Consider the following 17,849-nt stretch of genomic DNA (forward strand, 5'->3'; position numbering starts at 1 on the left):
TCTTGGCCAAACGATAAACGCTTCCCCTACACGATTACAGATGTTCTAACTATCCTTAAGGGGCCGCCACATCCGAAAAGGCGCCGAAATTAATTTCTAGTTGGGGCAGCTGGAGCCAATAGATGCAGCGAATAAGACAATGCAGCTTTGTGAGAAATTGTCTGTTCGGAATAGTCGTCGCCACATTGCCCACATCGCTGGCCGCATTGGAAACCGTCCTCACGGCACCGGGCGCTCCGAAAGCACTGGTTGAACGGATCGAAGATACCGCATCGGTGACAACCGCAGAATCCCGCGGGCTGGACACGCCGCTTGAACTTTTGTCAGCGGCCCTGTCGGACTATACCACCATTGTTCAGATCCTTTATGACGAAGGCTACTTCAGTCCCGTCGTCAGCATTAAACTGGACGGGAAAGAGGCGGCGGAACTCAGTTCACTCAACGTGCCCAATCAGATCAACAAAATCGTGATTGCTGTTAAAACCGGCCCAACCTTCACATTTGGCCAGGCGGTGGTCCGGCCGATCGCGACCGAAACGGTTCTTCCCGAAGACTATGCGACGGGCAAACTGGCCACCACCGGAGCCATTCAGCAAGCCGCGTCAGCAGGCGTGCAGGGATGGCGTGACGCGGGTCATGCCAAGGCCGAGGTCAGCGGCCAGAAAGTCATTGCCCGCCACGCCCAGGCAAAGCTGGATTCCCGCATTGACCTCGCCCCGGGACCGCGTCTGAGCTTTGGAAAAATGTACATCAAAGGCGACAGCGATGTTCGCCACAGGTCCGTCGAACAAATCGCCGGCTTCCCAACCGGAGAGGTGTATTCCCCCCAGCAGGTGCAAAAGGTCGGAACCCGGCTTCGCCGCACCGGCACGTTTAATATTGTCTCGATCGAAGAGCACGACACTCCCAACCCTGATGGCTCCCTGGATTTCGATGTCTATCTTGAAGACATGCCCAAACGCCGCCTGACCTTCGGTTTGGAAGTGGCCTCGCGTGACGGGATGGAGCTGTCAACGACCTGGACGCATCGCAACGTGTTCCGCCGCGCCCAACGGCTGCGGTTTGAAGCATCGTTGCGCAATATTGGCGGGGCCGAGGATCTGGACGGGCGCATCGGGCTGCGGCTGGATCAGCCCGACCGGCTGGGCCCCGATGACAGCACGTTCTGGAGCGCCCTTCTGGAACGTCGCAACACCGATAATTACAACGTGACTGTGACGTCACTGGCCTATGGTGCAAGACGCACATTTTCAGACCGCCTATACGCCGAAGCATCCGCCGGGTTTCAGTGGTCGGATGCAGATGACGCCTATGGCGACGGGCGCAAGTTCCGCTATTTCATCATGCCGTTCCGATCAGAATGGGACGAAAGGGACAGCAAGGTCAGCGCCACCAATGGCTATTACCTGGATGCCCGTGTGATGCCATTTGTCGGCCTGTCCGACACAGAAACAGGCCTCAGGATGTTTGCGGACGCGCGTGCCTATACCAGTCTGCGGACACAAGGTCGTCTCGTGCTGGCCGGGCGGGTCCAGATTGGGTCGATTGTAGGACCCGCCTTGGATGGGGTCACACCCGATTTCCTGTTCTTTTCGGGCGGTGCGGGCACTGTGCGCGGTCAGCCCTATGAAAGCCTCGGCATCCCTGTTGGCAATGAGGTTGCTGGCGGCAAGTCTTTCCTCGGTCTATCTGGCGAAGTTCGCGGCAAAATCACCGAGACAATATCGCTGGTCGGGTTTTATGATTATGGTGTTGTCGACACGTCCTCTTTTGTCAGCAGCGCTGCAGAGAGCCATTCCGGCGCCGGGCTTGGTATCAGATATGACCTCGGTGGTTTTGGCCCCCTGCGTCTTGATCTCGCCCTTCCCGTTCAGGGCGGCACCGGGGACGGATTGCAGTTTTACATCGGAATTGGTCAGGCATTTTGACACATCGTTTCTCATATCCAGTTTTGGCGGCTGTTCTGCTGTGGGTACCCTACCCCGTTCTGGCGCAGGACGAAGGCGGCAGTATGCTAGAGCAGTTTCTGCAGGATACCCTGTCCGGTGATGATCAGAACGTGACCGTCAAAGGCTTGCAAGGCGCCCTCAGCGCACGGGCCACAATCGCAGAGATCACCGTATCGGATGATGAGGGCGTCTGGCTGACCATCAAAGATGCCGAACTGGATTGGAACAGACTGGCCCTGATACGTGGGCGGTTCTCGGTCAATGCGCTGACAGCGCAAGAGATCGACGTAGCCCGTGCGCCGGGCGCCACAACCAAAGATGCCCCTCCTCCTTCTGCGGAAACCCAGACATTCCAGCTGCCCGAGCTGCCTGTCGCAGTTGAAATCGGCGAAATCCGCGTGGATCAGTTGTCGCTGGGGCAGCCGCTGATTGGGGTGGCCGCCGACTTATCCGTCACCGGAAATCTGTCGCTTGCTGATGGAACGCTGGACACCAATCTCGACGTGGTGCGGCTGGACCGTGCCGGAGATGAGATCACATTGACCGCCGGGTTTGACAACTCGACAAGCGAGATCAATCTGGACCTGAACGTGGCCGAGGCATCCGGCGGGCTTATTTCGACCGCTTTGAACATTCCCGACAGCCCAACGATCGAGCTGACGGCAAAAGGTGCCGGACCGCTGACGGATTTCACCGCCGATATCGGGCTGAGCAGTGACGGGCAGCAGCGTCTGGCTGGGCAGGTTCGGCTTGGTTCGGCCCCTGACGACTCTGCGGAAGGCATAGCATTTACCGCCGATCTGAACGGAGACCTGACACCCTTCGTCGGCCCTGCCATCGACCCGTTTTTCGGGAGGGACTCGCGGCTGTTCGTGCAGGGCCAGACCCTGCCCGAAGGGGCGCTGGACCTGTCCGATCTTCAGCTTGCAACGCAGGCCCTGAACCTTGAAGGGAAGTTGGCCCTTGCCGAAGGTGGCACATTGCAGTTTGCCGCCTTGCAGGGACGCATTACCCCGCCGCAGGGACAGGCGGTAACGCTTCCGGTTGGCGGTGGTGACAAAACGATCAAGTCCGCGCATATCTCGACCTTGTTTGATCAGAAAAACGGCAATCTCTGGGATCTTAGCCTGACAGCAGATAAGTTCAAATCCCCCCAAGCCGAACTTGAGAGCATGCAAATTATCGCGCAAGGCGTGCTCGATCAGACCCTTGGATTTACAGTGAACGGCGATCTGCAAGCCAGCGTCACGGGCATTGATCTGACCGATCCGAACCTGAATACAGCCGTCGGAGATCGCATCACGCTGGACGGGCAGTTTGAGTATGGTGATGACCAGTCGCTGACATTGTCCGGTTTCGAACTGGTCGGGTCGGATTACACTCTGGCGCTGGACACGCTGATCAGTGGATTGACCAGCGGATTGGCTGTTGATGGCAAGGCTACGCTGGACGCTACCGACCTGTCCCGGTTCTCTGGCCTTGCCCAGTTGGAACTGGCAGGGGCGGCGTCGGCAGAGGTTCAGGGCAAGGGCTCTCCGCTTGAGGGCAGCTTTGATGGCAAAGTGGTTGTTCAGGGCAACAACCTATCGACCGGTCGCGACGATATCGACCCCGTAATCACCGGCCAGACCACCATCGCTCTGGATGCTCGTCGTGGGGCGGATGGAATATCCATACGCGAGTTCAAACTGAACGGTCAGGCCGCGCAGGCACAGGCCAGTGGCGAAGTGACCACGCCTGATGGCAATCTGACAATCGACGGTCAGGCCAGCCTCAACGCGCCCGACCTCTCGGTCTTTTCCGGGCTGGCCCAGCGGCAGCTTGGCGGGTCGCTCAGCGCGCAAATGGACGGCAAAGGCACCCTGCAGACGCAAGAGTTTGATGGCACGGCCAGCATTACGACGCAGGATCTGCAGACAGGTATGTCCGAAGTCGATCCTCTGCTTGCCGGCAAAACCGTGATCACCTGGGATGGTGCGAAAACGGGAGACCTTATCGACATACGCAAAGCCACCATCAACGGACGGGCCGTGACAGCACAAGTAAGCGCGTCGATCAATGACCCAACCGGCAATCTAGTTCTTGATGGTCAGGCACAGGTGACAGTCCCTGATCTTTCGCTATTTTCGGATCTCGCGGGCCGGGATCTTGCCGGGTCGGTTACCGCGGATATCAATGGCAACGGAGCTTTGTCCAGCCAGACCTTCGACATAGCCGGCGATGTCGATGCGCAGGACGTCCAGATTGGCATCAGTCTCGTCGACAAACTGATCGAAGGTCGAACGACGCTGCGTGTCGATGCCGAGAACAGTGATCAGGGTCTGAATGTCCAAAACTTCAAACTGCGGGGCACGGCCTTGACCGCAGACGCTTCGGGTCAGGTCAGCAAAGAGACCGGAGGGCTGAGCTATTCGGTAGAGCTGGACGATCTGGCGCGGATTTCCAAGACGTTGTCAGGACCACTGACGCTGGAAGGCAACGCCGCGCCAACAGCTTCGGGCCTTGAAGGAAGAGTCAGCTTGCGTGGGCCGGACAGTTCATACGCGTCGCTGACGGGGTCGGTCGGCTCTGACGGATCGGCAGACTTGGACTTTGACGCCGAGCTAAACAAGGTCGAGCGTTTCGCCCCAGATTTTCCTGGTACAATCACCGCCAATGGGACCGCAAAGCGCAAGGCAGGCGTCTGGACCATCAACTCTTCGGCGCAGGGTCCGGCACAGATCACCGGCGAAATCTCGGGCACGTTCGATGAAACCACAGGAAACGCCGATCTGCAGGCGCAAGGCGGGGTTAATATCGGTATCGCAAACCTGTTCATCACCCCCAACCAAATCGACGGGACTGCGCGGTACGACCTTAGCTTGAATGGCCAACCCTCGCTTGAGGCGCTCAGCGGGTCGATCACGACCTCTGGAACCTCGTTGGCGATACCGGGTGCCGGTCAGACCATTACCGGCATCAGCGGCGCGGTCGAGTTGGCCAACAACCGCGCCAACATCTCCCTAAATGGTGGAACCCGCGCCGGGGGTAATTTCACCGTCGCGGGCCCGATTGACCTGACGCCTCCGTTCAATGCGCAAATTACGACCACGCTCAATCGTCTCGTGCTGACGGATCAGCTTTTGTACGAGACGATCCTGAACGGGCAAATCGCAATGACCGGAGCTTTGGCCGGCAACAGCACAATAGTCGGGCAAATTACATTCGAGGAAACCAATATTAATCTCGCCGCCGCCTCGGGTGCGGTCGGCGCTACACCCATACCAGAGATCGAACATATCAACGAAAACGCGGCCAGCTATCGGACTCGGGAACGTGCCCGTTTGGTAAAACAGGACGATGCCACCCAAAGCGATTCCCGTATTGCGCTGGACATCGCTCTGCTCGCCCCCAAGGCCGTGTTTGTCCGAGGTCGAGGCGTGAATGCCGAACTCGGCGGACAGCTGTACATAGGCGGAACAACAACCTCGATCATTCCTTCGGGCCAGATCGCTCTAATCCGAGGCAATTTCGACATTCTGGGCCGCAGGCTGGCCCTGACAAAAGGGATCGTGACCCTACAAGGCGACTTGACACCCTATATCGAATTTGAGTCCTCAAACAGCACCTCGGACGGGACCGCTACAATCGAAATCGCCGGGCCGCTGGACGCCCCCGAGGTCAACGTGTTCTCGGATCCGGAACGGCCAGCAGAAGAGGCGCTGGCCATGCTGTTGTTTGGCAATCGTTTCTCTGAGCTGTCGCCCTTTGTCATTGCCCAGATGGCGGCATCGCTGGCGCAGCTCAGCGGTGCAGGAGGGGATGCAACCAAGGGTCTGAGGGAGTCGACCGGTGTCGACACAGTCGATATCGGAGCAACGTCAAGCGGCGGAATTTTGGGCGCCGGGGCGTATCTGGGTGATAATCTCTATACCGACTTCAACGTGAACACCGAAGGAAATACCGAAGTGAACCTCAATCTGGACGTCACCGATAATATCACCATGCGCGGAACCGTTGACGGGCGGGGGGAAACGGGATTGGGTGTCTTTTTCGAGCGCGACTACTAATCCTGCGCGGAACTCTGCATCTGTGACAACAGTTTCGGGCCAAATCACAGGAAGGCAGGGAATTTCATTAACCCCTTTACTATCAACTTCTTAACATGACAGCGAATGCACAAGTCGCTCTATTCATTTCGTGCGACACGAATTTTCATTCCCGTTCGTTTCGAATTTTTGACGTTTCGTACCAATTTCATTGCCAGGTCCGTGCCTATGCAGGAAAAGAAGGCAGCGCCTGGTTTTGCGGCGTCTTTATCGAGTGATTTGTTGACCAGTACGACCTGATTATAGAGGGGGAAAAACTCAAAATCGGGGAAAGCAAAAGATCAAAATTCAAGTCTTTTCATTACTAAAAATATTGAACTGCCCACCTTCCCATCCACTGCGTATTCTGTACCCAGCAGCGATGGGAAGGTGGATTATCTAAACGAACCGATAAGCCGGATGTTTCTGCCGAACAATGTCAGGTTTGTTGTGGTGAAGCTTTGACTGTTGCCGGGCTTTCCGCTGACGCCATCTCGGACAGCCAATCACGCACGGCGCCGTGCCGGCTACGGGCGATCGCGATCTTTTTGCCGCAGCCCAGAACCAGATATCCGACTTCATTCAGGCTTTTAGCAATATCCACACACCGATTGGCAACCCAAAAGGACCGATGCACCTGTAGGCCGTAGCATTCTGGCATTTGCGATAGGATGCCTTTGAACGTTGAACGCACCAGCACTTCTTTTTCATCTACACGCAGGGTGACATAGTGCTGCTGAGCCTGAACGAACAAAATGTCCTTGGCCAAAAAATTTTGCCCATTGGCGGACACTAAACCATTGGCCACAGGAACACAGGATTCTACTCTGCTATCCGGCTCGTCCTCGGGTTGCGGATCGCCGGCGCGCAGGCGGGCCAGATAAGGTGGAAAAACCCAAACGATTACGATCACTTCAATTCCAACGACGAGAAAGTACTGAGGCAGCAAAAGCGGCGAGTTTTCAAAGCTGAAAGACAGAAATGTACTGAAAACCATTGTCGTTGCGAATTGGGCAAACTTCATCGCCCCATACGCAATGGGAAAACATGTCAGCGGGGTGAAAAACCGTTTGATGCCCAGATATCGGCTGCAGACTGCCTCAAAAAGCAACATCAGCACCACCGAACCCATATACCCCAGCAATCCGCACATCCAATAGATCGTGCGCCCCAGCCCGTTTAGCGGTTCAGCAAACAATGACGGCGTCGCACCAATGAGCAGCAGCATCAAAGCAGGCAGAAACATCAGGAAGTTTCTGGACAGGAAGAAACTAAGGACTTCGCTCAGGATCGCATCAACCGACATACCCGGCAATACGACAAACGAAAGCTCAGCCTGTTTCAAATCGTTATACACGTCTTGCGGTTTCATTCAGCCCTTGTTGCTCTGATCGCACTACTACCATCTATTTCGGCTTCGGCGCCTAGGCCCGACTGCCCACAGGTTCGGGCCCTGCGCAATCGGTTCCCCAATTTCGTTTCCAAACCCAATCAAGACCTAACCTGACGACCGCAAAATGGGCGCTTTGGTGGCGTTTTCTTAGGCTCAAAATTGCTGAAACCAGAGAAATATGGCGCAAATGGCGCAAAGCTGAGTAGGAAATGCCTATTTCCGCGTTGACGTCGCGGAAACCTAAAAGGGCGACCTCGTAAGGCCGCCCTCAAAAATTCTACTCCGACACTCTTACTCAGCCGCGATTGCGTCTTCGATCTTTTCAACGCGAATGGCTGAGAATTTGAACTCAGGGATTTTACCATAAGGGTCGATGGCCGAGTTGGTCAGGATATTCGCCGCCGCCTCAACATAGGCAAAGGGGATGAACACCATGTCCTCTGCAATCGCCCGGTCGGCACGCACCATGATCTCGATCGCGCCGCGACGGGTGGTCAGGCGAATGGTCTCGCCCGGTTCAATTCCCATCAGCTTCAACTGGCGCGGGTTCATCGAGCAGTTGGCCTCTGGTTCAACCGCATCCAGCACCGTGGCCCGGCGGGTCATTGACCCTGTGTGCCAATGTTCAAGCTGACGACCCGTGGTGGCGATCATCGGATACTCCTCATCCGGCGCTTCATCCGGCTGGATCACACTGGCAGGAGTGAACTTGGCCCGCCCATCGGCACGAGGGAAGCCATCACCAAACACAATCGCTTGGCCCGGATCGGTCTCAGACAGCGACGGGTAGGTGATTGTTTCGGTCTCCAGCCGCTCCCAGGTGATGTTGTCGAGAGACTCCATCGTCAGTTTCATCTCGGCAAACACTTCGGACACATCCGAATAAGACCAGTTCAGACCAATGCGCTGCGCAAGTTCGACGGTGATTTTCCAATCCTCGCGCGCCTCACCCGGAGGCGCCACAGCTGGGCGCACTCGTTGTACCTGACGATTGGTGTTCGACACGGTGCCGTTCTTTTCATACAGCGCCGAGGCAGGCAGGATGATGTCGGCGTAGTTCGCCGTTTCGGTCAGGAAGATGTCCTGCACGATCATCAACTCCAGCTTGGCCAGCGCGTCCCGCGCGTGGCCTACATCGGGGTCGGACATGGCTGGGTTTTCACCCTGAATATACATGCCCTTGATATTGCCCGCATATGCTTGATCGATGATTTCAGTGACGGTCAGGCCTTTTTCATTCGAGAAATCCTCAGACCCCCAGACGGAGGTGAACTGTGCCCGGATGTTGTCATCGGTCACCGTCTTGTAATCGGGCAGGAACATCGGGATCAGGCCGGCGTCCGACGCGCCCTGCACATTGTTCTGACCGCGCAGCGGGTGCAGGCCCGCGCCGGGTTTACCAACGTTGCCGGTCATCAACGCCAGCGAGATAAGGCATCGCGAATTGTCGGTGCCGTGGATATGCTGACTGACACCCATACCCCAGAAAATAAGCCCGGCCTTGGCCTGTGCAAAGATGCGCGCCACGCGGCGCAGCTGATCAGGTTCGATACCGCAGATCGGCGCCATCGCTTCGGGGGTGAAGGCGCGCAGGTGTTCCTTCTCGGCCTCCCAGTTCTCGGTCCAGCGGTGGATGTACTGGCTGTCATACAGCTCTTCCTCGACGATCACGTTCATGATCGCGTTCAGCATCGAGACATCGGCACCCGGGCGGAATTGCAACATCTCATCAGCGAACTTGCGCATGCCAACGCCGCGCGGGTCCATCACAATCAACTTGCCGCCGCGCTTGGTGAACTGCTTGAAATAGGTCGCCGCAACGGGGTGATTCTCAATCGGGTTGGCCCCGATGATGATGGCCACATCCGCGTTTTCGATCTCGTTAAAGGTTGCGGTCACAGCACCCGAACCGACGTTTTCAATCAGCGCCGCCACCGATGAGGCGTGGCACAGACGCGTGCAGTGGTCGACATTGTTGTGCCCAAATCCCTGACGAATAAACTTCTGGAACAGATATGCTTCTTCGTTGGTGCATTTGGCCGAGCCAAAGCCCGCGACATTGCGTGGGTCCTGGTCGCGCAGCGCCTTCAGTCTGGAGGACGCCAGGTCCATCGCCTCTTCCCAGGTCGCTTCGCGGAAATGGGTCGACAGGTTCGAAGGATCGACATTCAGCCCCTTGGCGGGCGCATCCTCGCGCCGGATTAGCGGCTTGGTCAGGCGGTGTGGGTGGTGGATATAGTCGAACCCAAAGCGGCCTTTGACGCACAAGCGGCCTTCGTTGGCCGGGCCGTTGATGCCCTCTACATACTTGACCTTGCCGTCCTTGACCTTCAGCGAGACCTTGCAGCCGACGCCGCAGAACGGGCAGACGCTTTCGGTCTCGGAATCATAATCCTTGCTGTCGCCCTGCTGCTTTTCGTCCAACACAGTGGCTGGCATCAATGCACCGGTCGGACAGGCCTGAACGCATTCACCACAGGCTACACAAGTAGAATCGCCCATCGGGTCGTTCTGATCGAACACCACCTGCGCAGTGTGACCACGCCCGGCCATCCCGATCACATCATTGACCTGCACATCCCGGCAGGCCCGGACGCAGAGGTTGCAGTTGATGCAAGCATCCAGATTAACCCGCATCGCGATATGGCTGTCATCCAGCAACGGGATTTTCCCAGGCTCTTTGGCCGGGAACCGGCTGTCGCTGACATCGTTCAGCGCGGCCATATCCCAGAAATGGCTCGAAGCATCATGCGCGACCTCAGGCTGATCAGCTACCAGCAGTTCCATGACCATTGCGCGCGATTTCTCGGCCCGGTCGCTGTCGGTCTTGACCACCATGCCCTCGGCGGCGGGGCGGATGCACGAGGCGACCAGAGTACGCTCCCCCTCGACCTCGACCATACAGGCGCGGCAGTTGCCGTCTGGTGTGTAACCCGGTGCAGGTTTGTGACACAGGTGCGGGATGATCAGGCCTTGGCCGTTGGCCGCGTCCCAGATCGTGGTGCCCTCGGGCACGGTGACGTCATCGCCGTTCAGATTGAAGGTGACGGTCTTGGTTGGGCTTGCATCAAGCATGGCTCTGTCTCCCTCAGATTTCGTCAGCGAAGTGTTTCATGACCAAGCGGATCGGGTTCGGGGCCGCCTGCCCCAGACCGCAGATCGAGGCATCGCCCATGACCTGACACAGGTCTTCCAGTAAATCCTGGTCCCACGTGTCAGCCTGCATCAGCTTAACCGCCTTTTCGCAGCCCGCCCGGCAGGGCGTGCACTGGCCACAGCTTTCATCTTCGAAGAACCGCAGCATGTTCAGCGCCGCATCGCGGGCAGTGTCCTGATCGGACAGAACCACCACGGCGGCGGATCCGATAAAGGTGCCATGTGGCTGCAGCGTGTCAAAATCCAATGGGATATCGTCCATCGACGCAGGCAGCAGACCCGAGGATGGACCGCCGGGCTGATACGCCTTGAAAGTCTGCCCTTCGACCATGCCACCAGCGGCCTCAATCACGTCCAAAATGGTCGAACCCGCCGGCAGCAGGTAAACACCCGGCTTGGCCACCCGCCCCGAGATTGAATAGCTGCGCAGGCCCTTGCGACCATTTTTTTCGACAGAGTTCAGAATCAGCGGCCCTTCGCGGCAGATTTTCGACACCCAATAGAGCGTCTCGACATTGTGCACCAAGGTCGGACGGTTAAAGACCCCAACCTGCGCCACAAACGGAGGCCGGTGACGCGGCAAGCCTTTCTTGCCTTCGATCGACTCGATCATCGCGGATTCTTCGCCGCATATATAGGCACCGGCACCCCGGCGCAGATCGATATATCCCTTTTCAACCAGGCCAGCTTGTTCCAGCTCGGCAATCTCGCGGCGTAGAATTTCCAGCACCGCCGGATATTCATCGCGCATGTAGATAAAGCAGGTCTCGGCCTCTACCGCCCAGGCAGCTATCAGCATGCCTTCAAGGAAGACATGCGGCGTGCGCTCGAGGTAGTAGCGATCTTTGAACGTGCCAGGCTCGCCTTCATCGCCATTCACGGCCAGATAGCGGGTGCCTTCGTTCATGCGAACGAAGCCCCATTTCTTGCCGGACGGGAAGCCAGCACCACCCAGACCGCGCAAGCCCGAGGACAGGATGTCTTCCTGTACTTTCTCCCAATCACCGCTCTCGCGCAGCTCTTTCAGCTTGGCATAGCCGCCGTTTGCTTCATATGCCGCAAAGGTTTCATAGGCGGGCAAATGGGCGTGGGTATCATCCGCAGCAATCGCAGCCTGCACCTTTTCAGGGGTGGCATGGTCGATATGGTTATGCCCGATCTCCAGCACAGGCGCAGTATCGCAACGACCCATGCAAGGCGCACGCAGGACACGGACGTTGGAAGGATCAAGACCGTCTTCCAACGCCTTTTGCAACTGCTGGGCACCGGCCATTTCGCAGGACAGGGAATCGCAGACGCGGATGGTCAGCGAGGGGGGCGGTGTTTCATCCTCTTTCACCACATCGAAATGGGCATAGAAGGTGGCGGTCTCGTAGATCTCGGCCTGACCGATGCGCATCTCGACGGCCAGCGCAGCAATATGATCGGCGCTGATATGGCCATGCGCATCCTGAATCAGATGCAGAAATTCGATCAGCAGGTCGCGGCGGCGGGGACGATCGCCCAGCAGGCGCGTGATCTCGGCCTGTGCCTCATCCGTGAACTGACGGCCTTTGGGCGTGTGCCGCCCCTTGCCTTTACCTGACTTCCAGACGCCCTTGGGTGCGCCTGATGGCTTGGTATCTAATGGTGCCATGATGCCCTCCGATTCAGGCCCCGTGTCTCATCAGACTAGCATATCGTCAAATCGCATATTTCAATCGCACGATAACGACACCTTATCACCGCAAAGACGTCACCACCGCGCGCAACGCTCCAACCGTTGGCAGTTCCGGATCGCGTGTCAAGGTCGCCAGACAGATAGGTTTGCTGACCACCGGATCGACCAAAGGCAGAACCTTTGTTCCCTTCAGATCCCCCAACGCCCGTACCAACACGCGTGGCACCACTGTGGCCGCCAATCCCTCACGCGCCATAACCATTGAGGCAGTGAACCCGCTGGTTTCCGCGACCACATGAGGATGCAGGCCCTGTTCGGCGAAAATCCGGTCTAATATGCGGCGGTTCTGCATCTGCGGTTCAAGTAGGCTGACCGGAAATTCGGCGACCCGCGCCCAGGGAATTGGCCCCGTTTCGTCTGTCATATGAGACGGGATCAACAGGACATAGGTTTCTTCATACAGCGACTGTACCTGCCGCAAATCGGTGCCGATACTGTCGCCATATGTGATGCCCGCATCCAGACTGCCTTCGTCCAGCCGATGTTGAATGGCCGTAGCCGACATCGTTTCGATCCGAGTGATGATGCGCGGATGCGCCTGCTGCAGACGCTTGATCAACCGGCCCGTAAAGGCGATTGCGGTCGGGATCACGCCCAGTATCAGAGTCCCCGTGATTTCCCCCTTTGCCGCCTGTACCTGCTGTTCCAAGGCCTTGGTGTCGTCCAGAATGCGCCGCGCCCGCTGGACGATCATCTCGCCCTCTTCGGTCAGGCCCTGAAACCGGTTGGCGCGGCGGACGATGGACACGCCCAACCGATCCTCTAGGTTGCGAATACGCATTGAAAACGCAGGCTGGGAAATCCCGCATTCCTCGGCTGCCTTTGCAAAATGCCGGTGCCGCGCCAAAGCGCTGAGCAGTTGCAGGTCGCGGATTTCGATCATGTGGCGGCATCACTCATATCAGGTCGGTGCCGACACTAGCGGAATTCCTTGGGATGAGGAAAGCAGGAGTTAAACCCGGCCCCTCAACTCCGCATTCAACATCATGCGCCAAACGTTGCCACGCAATGTTTGAAGGACCCCGGCGCTTTGGAGGTGTTCCTCTTTTTGTAGCCCGCTACTGGTGATGCTGTTTGATTTTTCTTCGCTCACCTCTGCGAGAATGAAACCACTGCAGGCCTGTTCGAGGCACACCCCCGGTGAGGCATTCCTCGAACAGGCTTTTCACGTCGCAACGTGGGATACATCTTTGTCTGGTGAGTATATGTCCAAGATGTTCCAATGTCCGGTCGTTGGTGTCGGGTTATTGATCATTGGGACATCAAGAACAGTGGGTTTGCCGCTGGCTATCGCCGCTTCCAATGCGGGCAACAGCTCGTCAGCAGCGCCCAGCCTGTGCCCCTCTGCGCCGTAGGCCCGTGCAATTTCTGCATAACCCGGTCCGTTGGCCGGCGCTTCGGCCGACCCTGGGAAGGTTGTACCATAGGTCAAACCGTAATGCGCCTTCTGAAGACCTGCGATCGTGCCGAAGGCGTTGTTGTTCATAACCAGCCAGATGATACCCAGATCAAGCTCGACCGCAGTCGCAAGCATCGACGGGTTTTGGCCGAAACCACCATCACCAACCAGGCTGATCACCACACGATCAGGTGCTGCCAGCTTCGCGCCGATCGCGCCCGGAGGGCCAAAACCCATTGTAGCAAAACCACCTGGGGTCAGGATCGAACCGGGTGTCAGGATATCGAATTGTTGTCCGACGCCGTTCTTATTCCATCCGACATCCGTTGTGATGATGGCATCCTCGGGCAGTGCCTTGCGGGTATCTGCCAGAATACGCTCGGGCATCATCGGAAACGCTGATGAGGTGGCCATTTCCACATTGCGTGCTTTGAAGCCCATCCGGAAATCAGCAATCTTTTGTTCAACGGCGGGGCGCTTGAAACCGCCCGGATACATTTTGCGGGCAACCCGGCTGAGGACGCGCAACGCAGCCTTGGCATCCGCAACAACGCCGATCTCGGTTGGATAGTTCCGGCCGATCTCTTGCGGTTCGATGTCGATATGAATGACCTTCGATCCGGGAATATTGAACGTGTAGCCAGGGTACCAACTTGAACAATCAGCCTCTTTGAACCGTGTTCCCACGGCAAAGATGTAGTCCGCGTTCAGGCAAGACTGATTAACCAACTCGGTGCCCCAAAACCCGGTCATTCCCAAAACAAGCGGATGGTCGTCCCGCAGGGCGCCTTTACCCATCAAGGAATGCGCGACGGGCAGTCCCATGTGTTCAACGAACTCGCGCAGTTCCTCGCTGGCCTGTGCCAGTAGGATACCACCTCCTACATATGCGACTGGGTTTTCGGCTTTAGCCAACGCTTCGACAATCTCGCGCGCTGTCTCGTCGTCAATCGACGGTTTCTTGAGCGCGCGCGTGTTGTCGCGGATACGGTCGAAACTGTCCGCGGGGATCACCTCTGAAAAAATGTCCATAGGGACATTGACCAGCACCGGCCCGGGCTGGCCACTTTCGGCCAGATGGAACGCCTTCTCCAGTATCTCAGCCATCAGGTCTGCGCGGTCCACCCGCCAGGCGCGTTTGACAAAGGGGCGATAAATCTCCCACTGGGCAGCGTCCGCGTGCAGGTTAACCTCCTGATGCGGATGCTTGCCATAGTAATGCGTAGGAATGTCACCCGCGATCACGACCATGGGGATACAATCCAACGCCGCATTGGCGACCCCGGTGGCGCAATTAGTTAGTCCCGGGGAGAGATGGGACAACACCACCGAAGCCTTGCCCGTCACGCGCGCATAAGCGTCCGCCGCGTGGCTGGCGATCTGTTCGTGCCGCACAGTTACGAAATCAATGGGACTTTCCGCCAGCGCGGCCAGAACCGCGATATTCGTGTGCCCGCACAGGCCGAATACGTGCTTGACCTCACGGCGTTCGAAAAAGTCAACGATATGTTCGGCAACGGTTTTGCTTTCCAGTTTCGCTCCGTCCATCACGCGACCTCCTGTCCGTAGAACTCACCGAACAGCTCCGGCTCCGAGGGGCGATCCTCAGGCGTAGGACGACTGACCCAAGTGTAGTTCATCATATGTTTCATGGTGACGTTTTCATTGGTGATGTTCCCGCCCCAGATGCCGCAGCCGAGGCTGCTGGTCATAGGCATGCCATTGGTCCAAGCACCAGCGTTGGCCTTGGACTGAGGCTGTCGAACCATCATGCGGCTGACCGGAGCCAGACGCGCCAACCGGTCGATGTGATCGTCATTATGGCTATAAATCCCGCAGGAATGGCCCTTACCTCCGGTGTTATAGATCTGGCTGACCGTTTCCAGCGCGTCATCGAATGTGTCGAAGTGATATAGCGCCATCAGCGTGGTCAGTTTTTCCTTGGAGAACTTGTGCTGCGGCCCGATTTGCCCCTGATTTTCAACCATCAGAAACTTGCGATCTTCTGGGATGTTAAAACCGGCGACTTTGGCCGTTTGCTGAGGCGGACAGGCGATGGTCGGGAACGTACGGTTACCCTTTTCATCCCACATGGCCGCTTCGAGCATGGCCTTCTCTACGCCAGAACAAAGATAACCACCTTCGGCTTCAAGCGCCTTGACCATATCATCGTAAACCGAGCGCTGGATGATAATGTTGCCATCTGCCGAACAACCAGACCCAAAGTCAGACGTCTTTGAAATCCGTGTATTTTGGGCAGCGATATCCAGATCCGCAGTTTCATCAATGACGATAGACGAATTGCCTGCGCCGACACCGTAAGCCGGACGCCCTGAACTATAGGCCGCTTTAACCATCGGCTTCCCACCTGTTGCCAGCGTCAGATCACAAATCTCCATCAGGTGCTGGGTAAGAGGGATCGAAGGTTTGCGGATCGATTGGAACAAGTCTTCCGGGGCTCCTGCTGCTCGACAGGCTGCGCGCATAACCTCGACCATTTCATAGGTCGTGACTGCTGTGCGTGGATGCGGGCTGAAGATGACCGCATTACGGGCGTTAGCGGCGGAAACACCGGTCACCGGTGGTGTCATCGCCGGGTTTGTCATTGGGATCAGGGATGCGATCACACCCGCAGGCTTGGCGTATTTCACCAGGCCTTTTTCCTCATCAACCTCGACGATCCCAGTCGACGGGGTGCGCAGGACATCGCGCAGTACCATGTGTATTTTGAACCGCTTTGCAGGGCGTCCTTCGCGGTCACCAATGCCGCTTTCGTCCACCCCCTGCTGAGCCAATCGCGTAAAGGTTTTTTCGTTCCCCGCGTACCACGCTGTGGCCTGAGACAGACGGTCCAGCCTGTCCTGTTCCCAATCCTCGATTTTGGCCATGGCCGCGCGGGCACGTTCCAACATATCAGCCGCCAGTCGGCGGTCGTCTTCAGTGAGCTCTTTGCCCATGATGATCCTCTTGGTGTTTTAGAATTGCTGCATTGGGCATGCGGCGCTGAGATCGCGCCTCACCGAATGTTCGCTTGGCGTGGCTCAGACAGCGACGCGCGTGCTCTTCGTATCCCAACTCGGCCACGCGGCTTTGGTTGGGCAGTTCAATGGAATAGTCGACAGGGGGCATCCGCTCGATGACGCCGGTGAAATCAATCCAACCTTCACCGGGATAAAGCCGCGCATCGCGGGCCAGTTGGATCATGCCCTCACGCGTATCCGCGATGCCTGGTAGACAGTCAGAGATATGCAGAAAGTGAAACAGGTCCGAAGGGACGTGCAGCAGTTCTCCCAGATCCACCCGACTTAGGTGCAGATAAAGCGTATCGACCAGAATACCGCCATTCGGCTGATCGGAGGCGCGGACAATATCCAGCGCCTCGTCCAGTGTACGCAGGCGTGAAAAGCTGGGGAACTCCAGATCGACCGTCAGCCCGTAGGGCGCGGCCAGTTCGCAGGTCTCGGAATAGACGTCAATCAGGAAGTCGCGATCATCGCGGGTGTTGGTCCACGCGCTCATGATCATGCGCTTTGCACCAAGCTCTCCGCCTATTTCCAAAGAGGGTTCAAAACTGCGCGGGTCGACATCTTCGGTGATGCGCGCAAGCTCGACATCAAGAACTTTCAAACCCGTAGTAGAAAGAGCGGTATTGGTGGCCTGCACCTGTGCCCTGTCGATCGGGGATTGAGTAAACTCACCGGGCACATGCATCGGAATGAAACGCGGGCTGACGGCATCGTAACCGGCCCGGGCAGCAATGTAGACTAGCTCGGGCGGCGTGCAGCCGATCAGCGTCAGATGCGCCAAGGAATAGAGAGAGGGGCATGAGCCGGCCTCTTCGGGTTTCACCATGAACGACAGCTCCATACGTCTGCGAATCTAATTTTTATCATACTTAGTAAAAAATATCTGATATTTTTTAAAATATCAACTCTTAGCGACGCGGCTTAAACTGAAACCACCGGACGGGCTCCCGGTCGGGTTTAATCATTTTTTTACAAAAGCTTATATGATGATCCAATCGCTCTGAACTGGCGAGGCCCCACAGAGGCATCGTGAAATCGGACGCGTCTGCGCCGTGATCATCACCGGGATAGGCAAGCCAATCAGCCGGAACCCTGGCGCCATCAAGGCGCGCAGGCTCTGGCGATGCCGTATTGATCGG

At 57.2% G+C, this 17,849-nt stretch carries 9 protein-coding genes; 2 read left to right on the forward strand and 7 right to left on the reverse strand.

What is annotated here, in order from left to right:
• Positions 1 to 122 precede the first annotated feature (122 nt).
• The gene (locus tag AC2FH9_RS03255; RefSeq protein ID WP_282022395.1) at positions 123 to 1,928 is read left to right on the forward strand and encodes an autotransporter assembly complex protein TamA; all 1,806 of its coding nucleotides are present in this window, start codon (positions 123 to 125) and stop codon (positions 1,926 to 1,928) included.
• The gene (locus AC2FH9_RS03260) at positions 1,925 to 5,998 is read left to right on the forward strand and encodes a translocation/assembly module TamB domain-containing protein (RefSeq protein ID WP_496870753.1); all 4,074 of its coding nucleotides are present in this window, start codon (positions 1,925 to 1,927) and stop codon (positions 5,996 to 5,998) included. Before AC2FH9_RS03255 ends, AC2FH9_RS03260 begins: the two co-directional genes overlap by 4 nt.
• A 457-nt stretch (positions 5,999 to 6,455) precedes the next feature.
• Here AC2FH9_RS03260 and AC2FH9_RS03265 read toward each other — a convergent pair whose 3' ends face one another.
• From AC2FH9_RS03265 to AC2FH9_RS03295, 7 genes are all read right to left on the reverse strand, one after another.
• The gene (locus tag AC2FH9_RS03265) at positions 6,456 to 7,388 is read right to left on the reverse strand and encodes a LytTR family DNA-binding domain-containing protein (protein WP_496870755.1); all 933 of its coding nucleotides are present in this window, start codon (positions 7,386 to 7,388) and stop codon (positions 6,456 to 6,458) included.
• Positions 7,389 to 7,700: 312 nt separating this feature from the next.
• Positions 7,701 to 10,484 (reverse strand): formate dehydrogenase subunit alpha, encoded by a 2,784-nt coding sequence (gene fdhF / locus AC2FH9_RS03270; RefSeq protein WP_496870758.1) that lies wholly within the window; start codon positions 10,482 to 10,484, stop codon positions 7,701 to 7,703.
• 13 nt (positions 10,485 to 10,497) lie between these two features.
• Entirely contained in the window at positions 10,498 to 12,201 is a 1,704-nt protein-coding gene (locus AC2FH9_RS03275; protein ID WP_496870763.1) for an NAD(P)H-dependent oxidoreductase subunit E, read from the reverse strand.
• 85 nt (positions 12,202 to 12,286) lie between these two features.
• Positions 12,287 to 13,168: a LysR family transcriptional regulator gene (locus AC2FH9_RS03280; RefSeq protein ID WP_142640095.1), complete on the reverse strand. Its 882-nt coding sequence runs from the start codon at positions 13,166 to 13,168 to the stop codon at positions 12,287 to 12,289.
• 282 nt (positions 13,169 to 13,450) lie between these two features.
• Positions 13,451 to 15,232 (reverse strand): thiamine pyrophosphate-binding protein, encoded by a 1,782-nt coding sequence (locus tag AC2FH9_RS03285; RefSeq protein ID WP_496749198.1) that lies wholly within the window; start codon positions 15,230 to 15,232, stop codon positions 13,451 to 13,453.
• Positions 15,232 to 16,641 (reverse strand): aldehyde dehydrogenase family protein, encoded by a 1,410-nt coding sequence (locus tag AC2FH9_RS03290; protein ID WP_496870766.1) that lies wholly within the window; start codon positions 16,639 to 16,641, stop codon positions 15,232 to 15,234. Before AC2FH9_RS03290 ends, AC2FH9_RS03285 begins: the two co-directional genes overlap by 1 nt.
• Positions 16,622 to 17,551: a sugar phosphate isomerase/epimerase family protein gene (locus AC2FH9_RS03295; RefSeq protein WP_496870768.1), complete on the reverse strand. Its 930-nt coding sequence runs from the start codon at positions 17,549 to 17,551 to the stop codon at positions 16,622 to 16,624. Before AC2FH9_RS03295 ends, AC2FH9_RS03290 begins: the two co-directional genes overlap by 20 nt.
• Between the last annotated feature and the right edge of the window lie 298 nt (positions 17,552 to 17,849).

This window comes from Ruegeria sp. CDSC081, assembly GCF_059610485.1.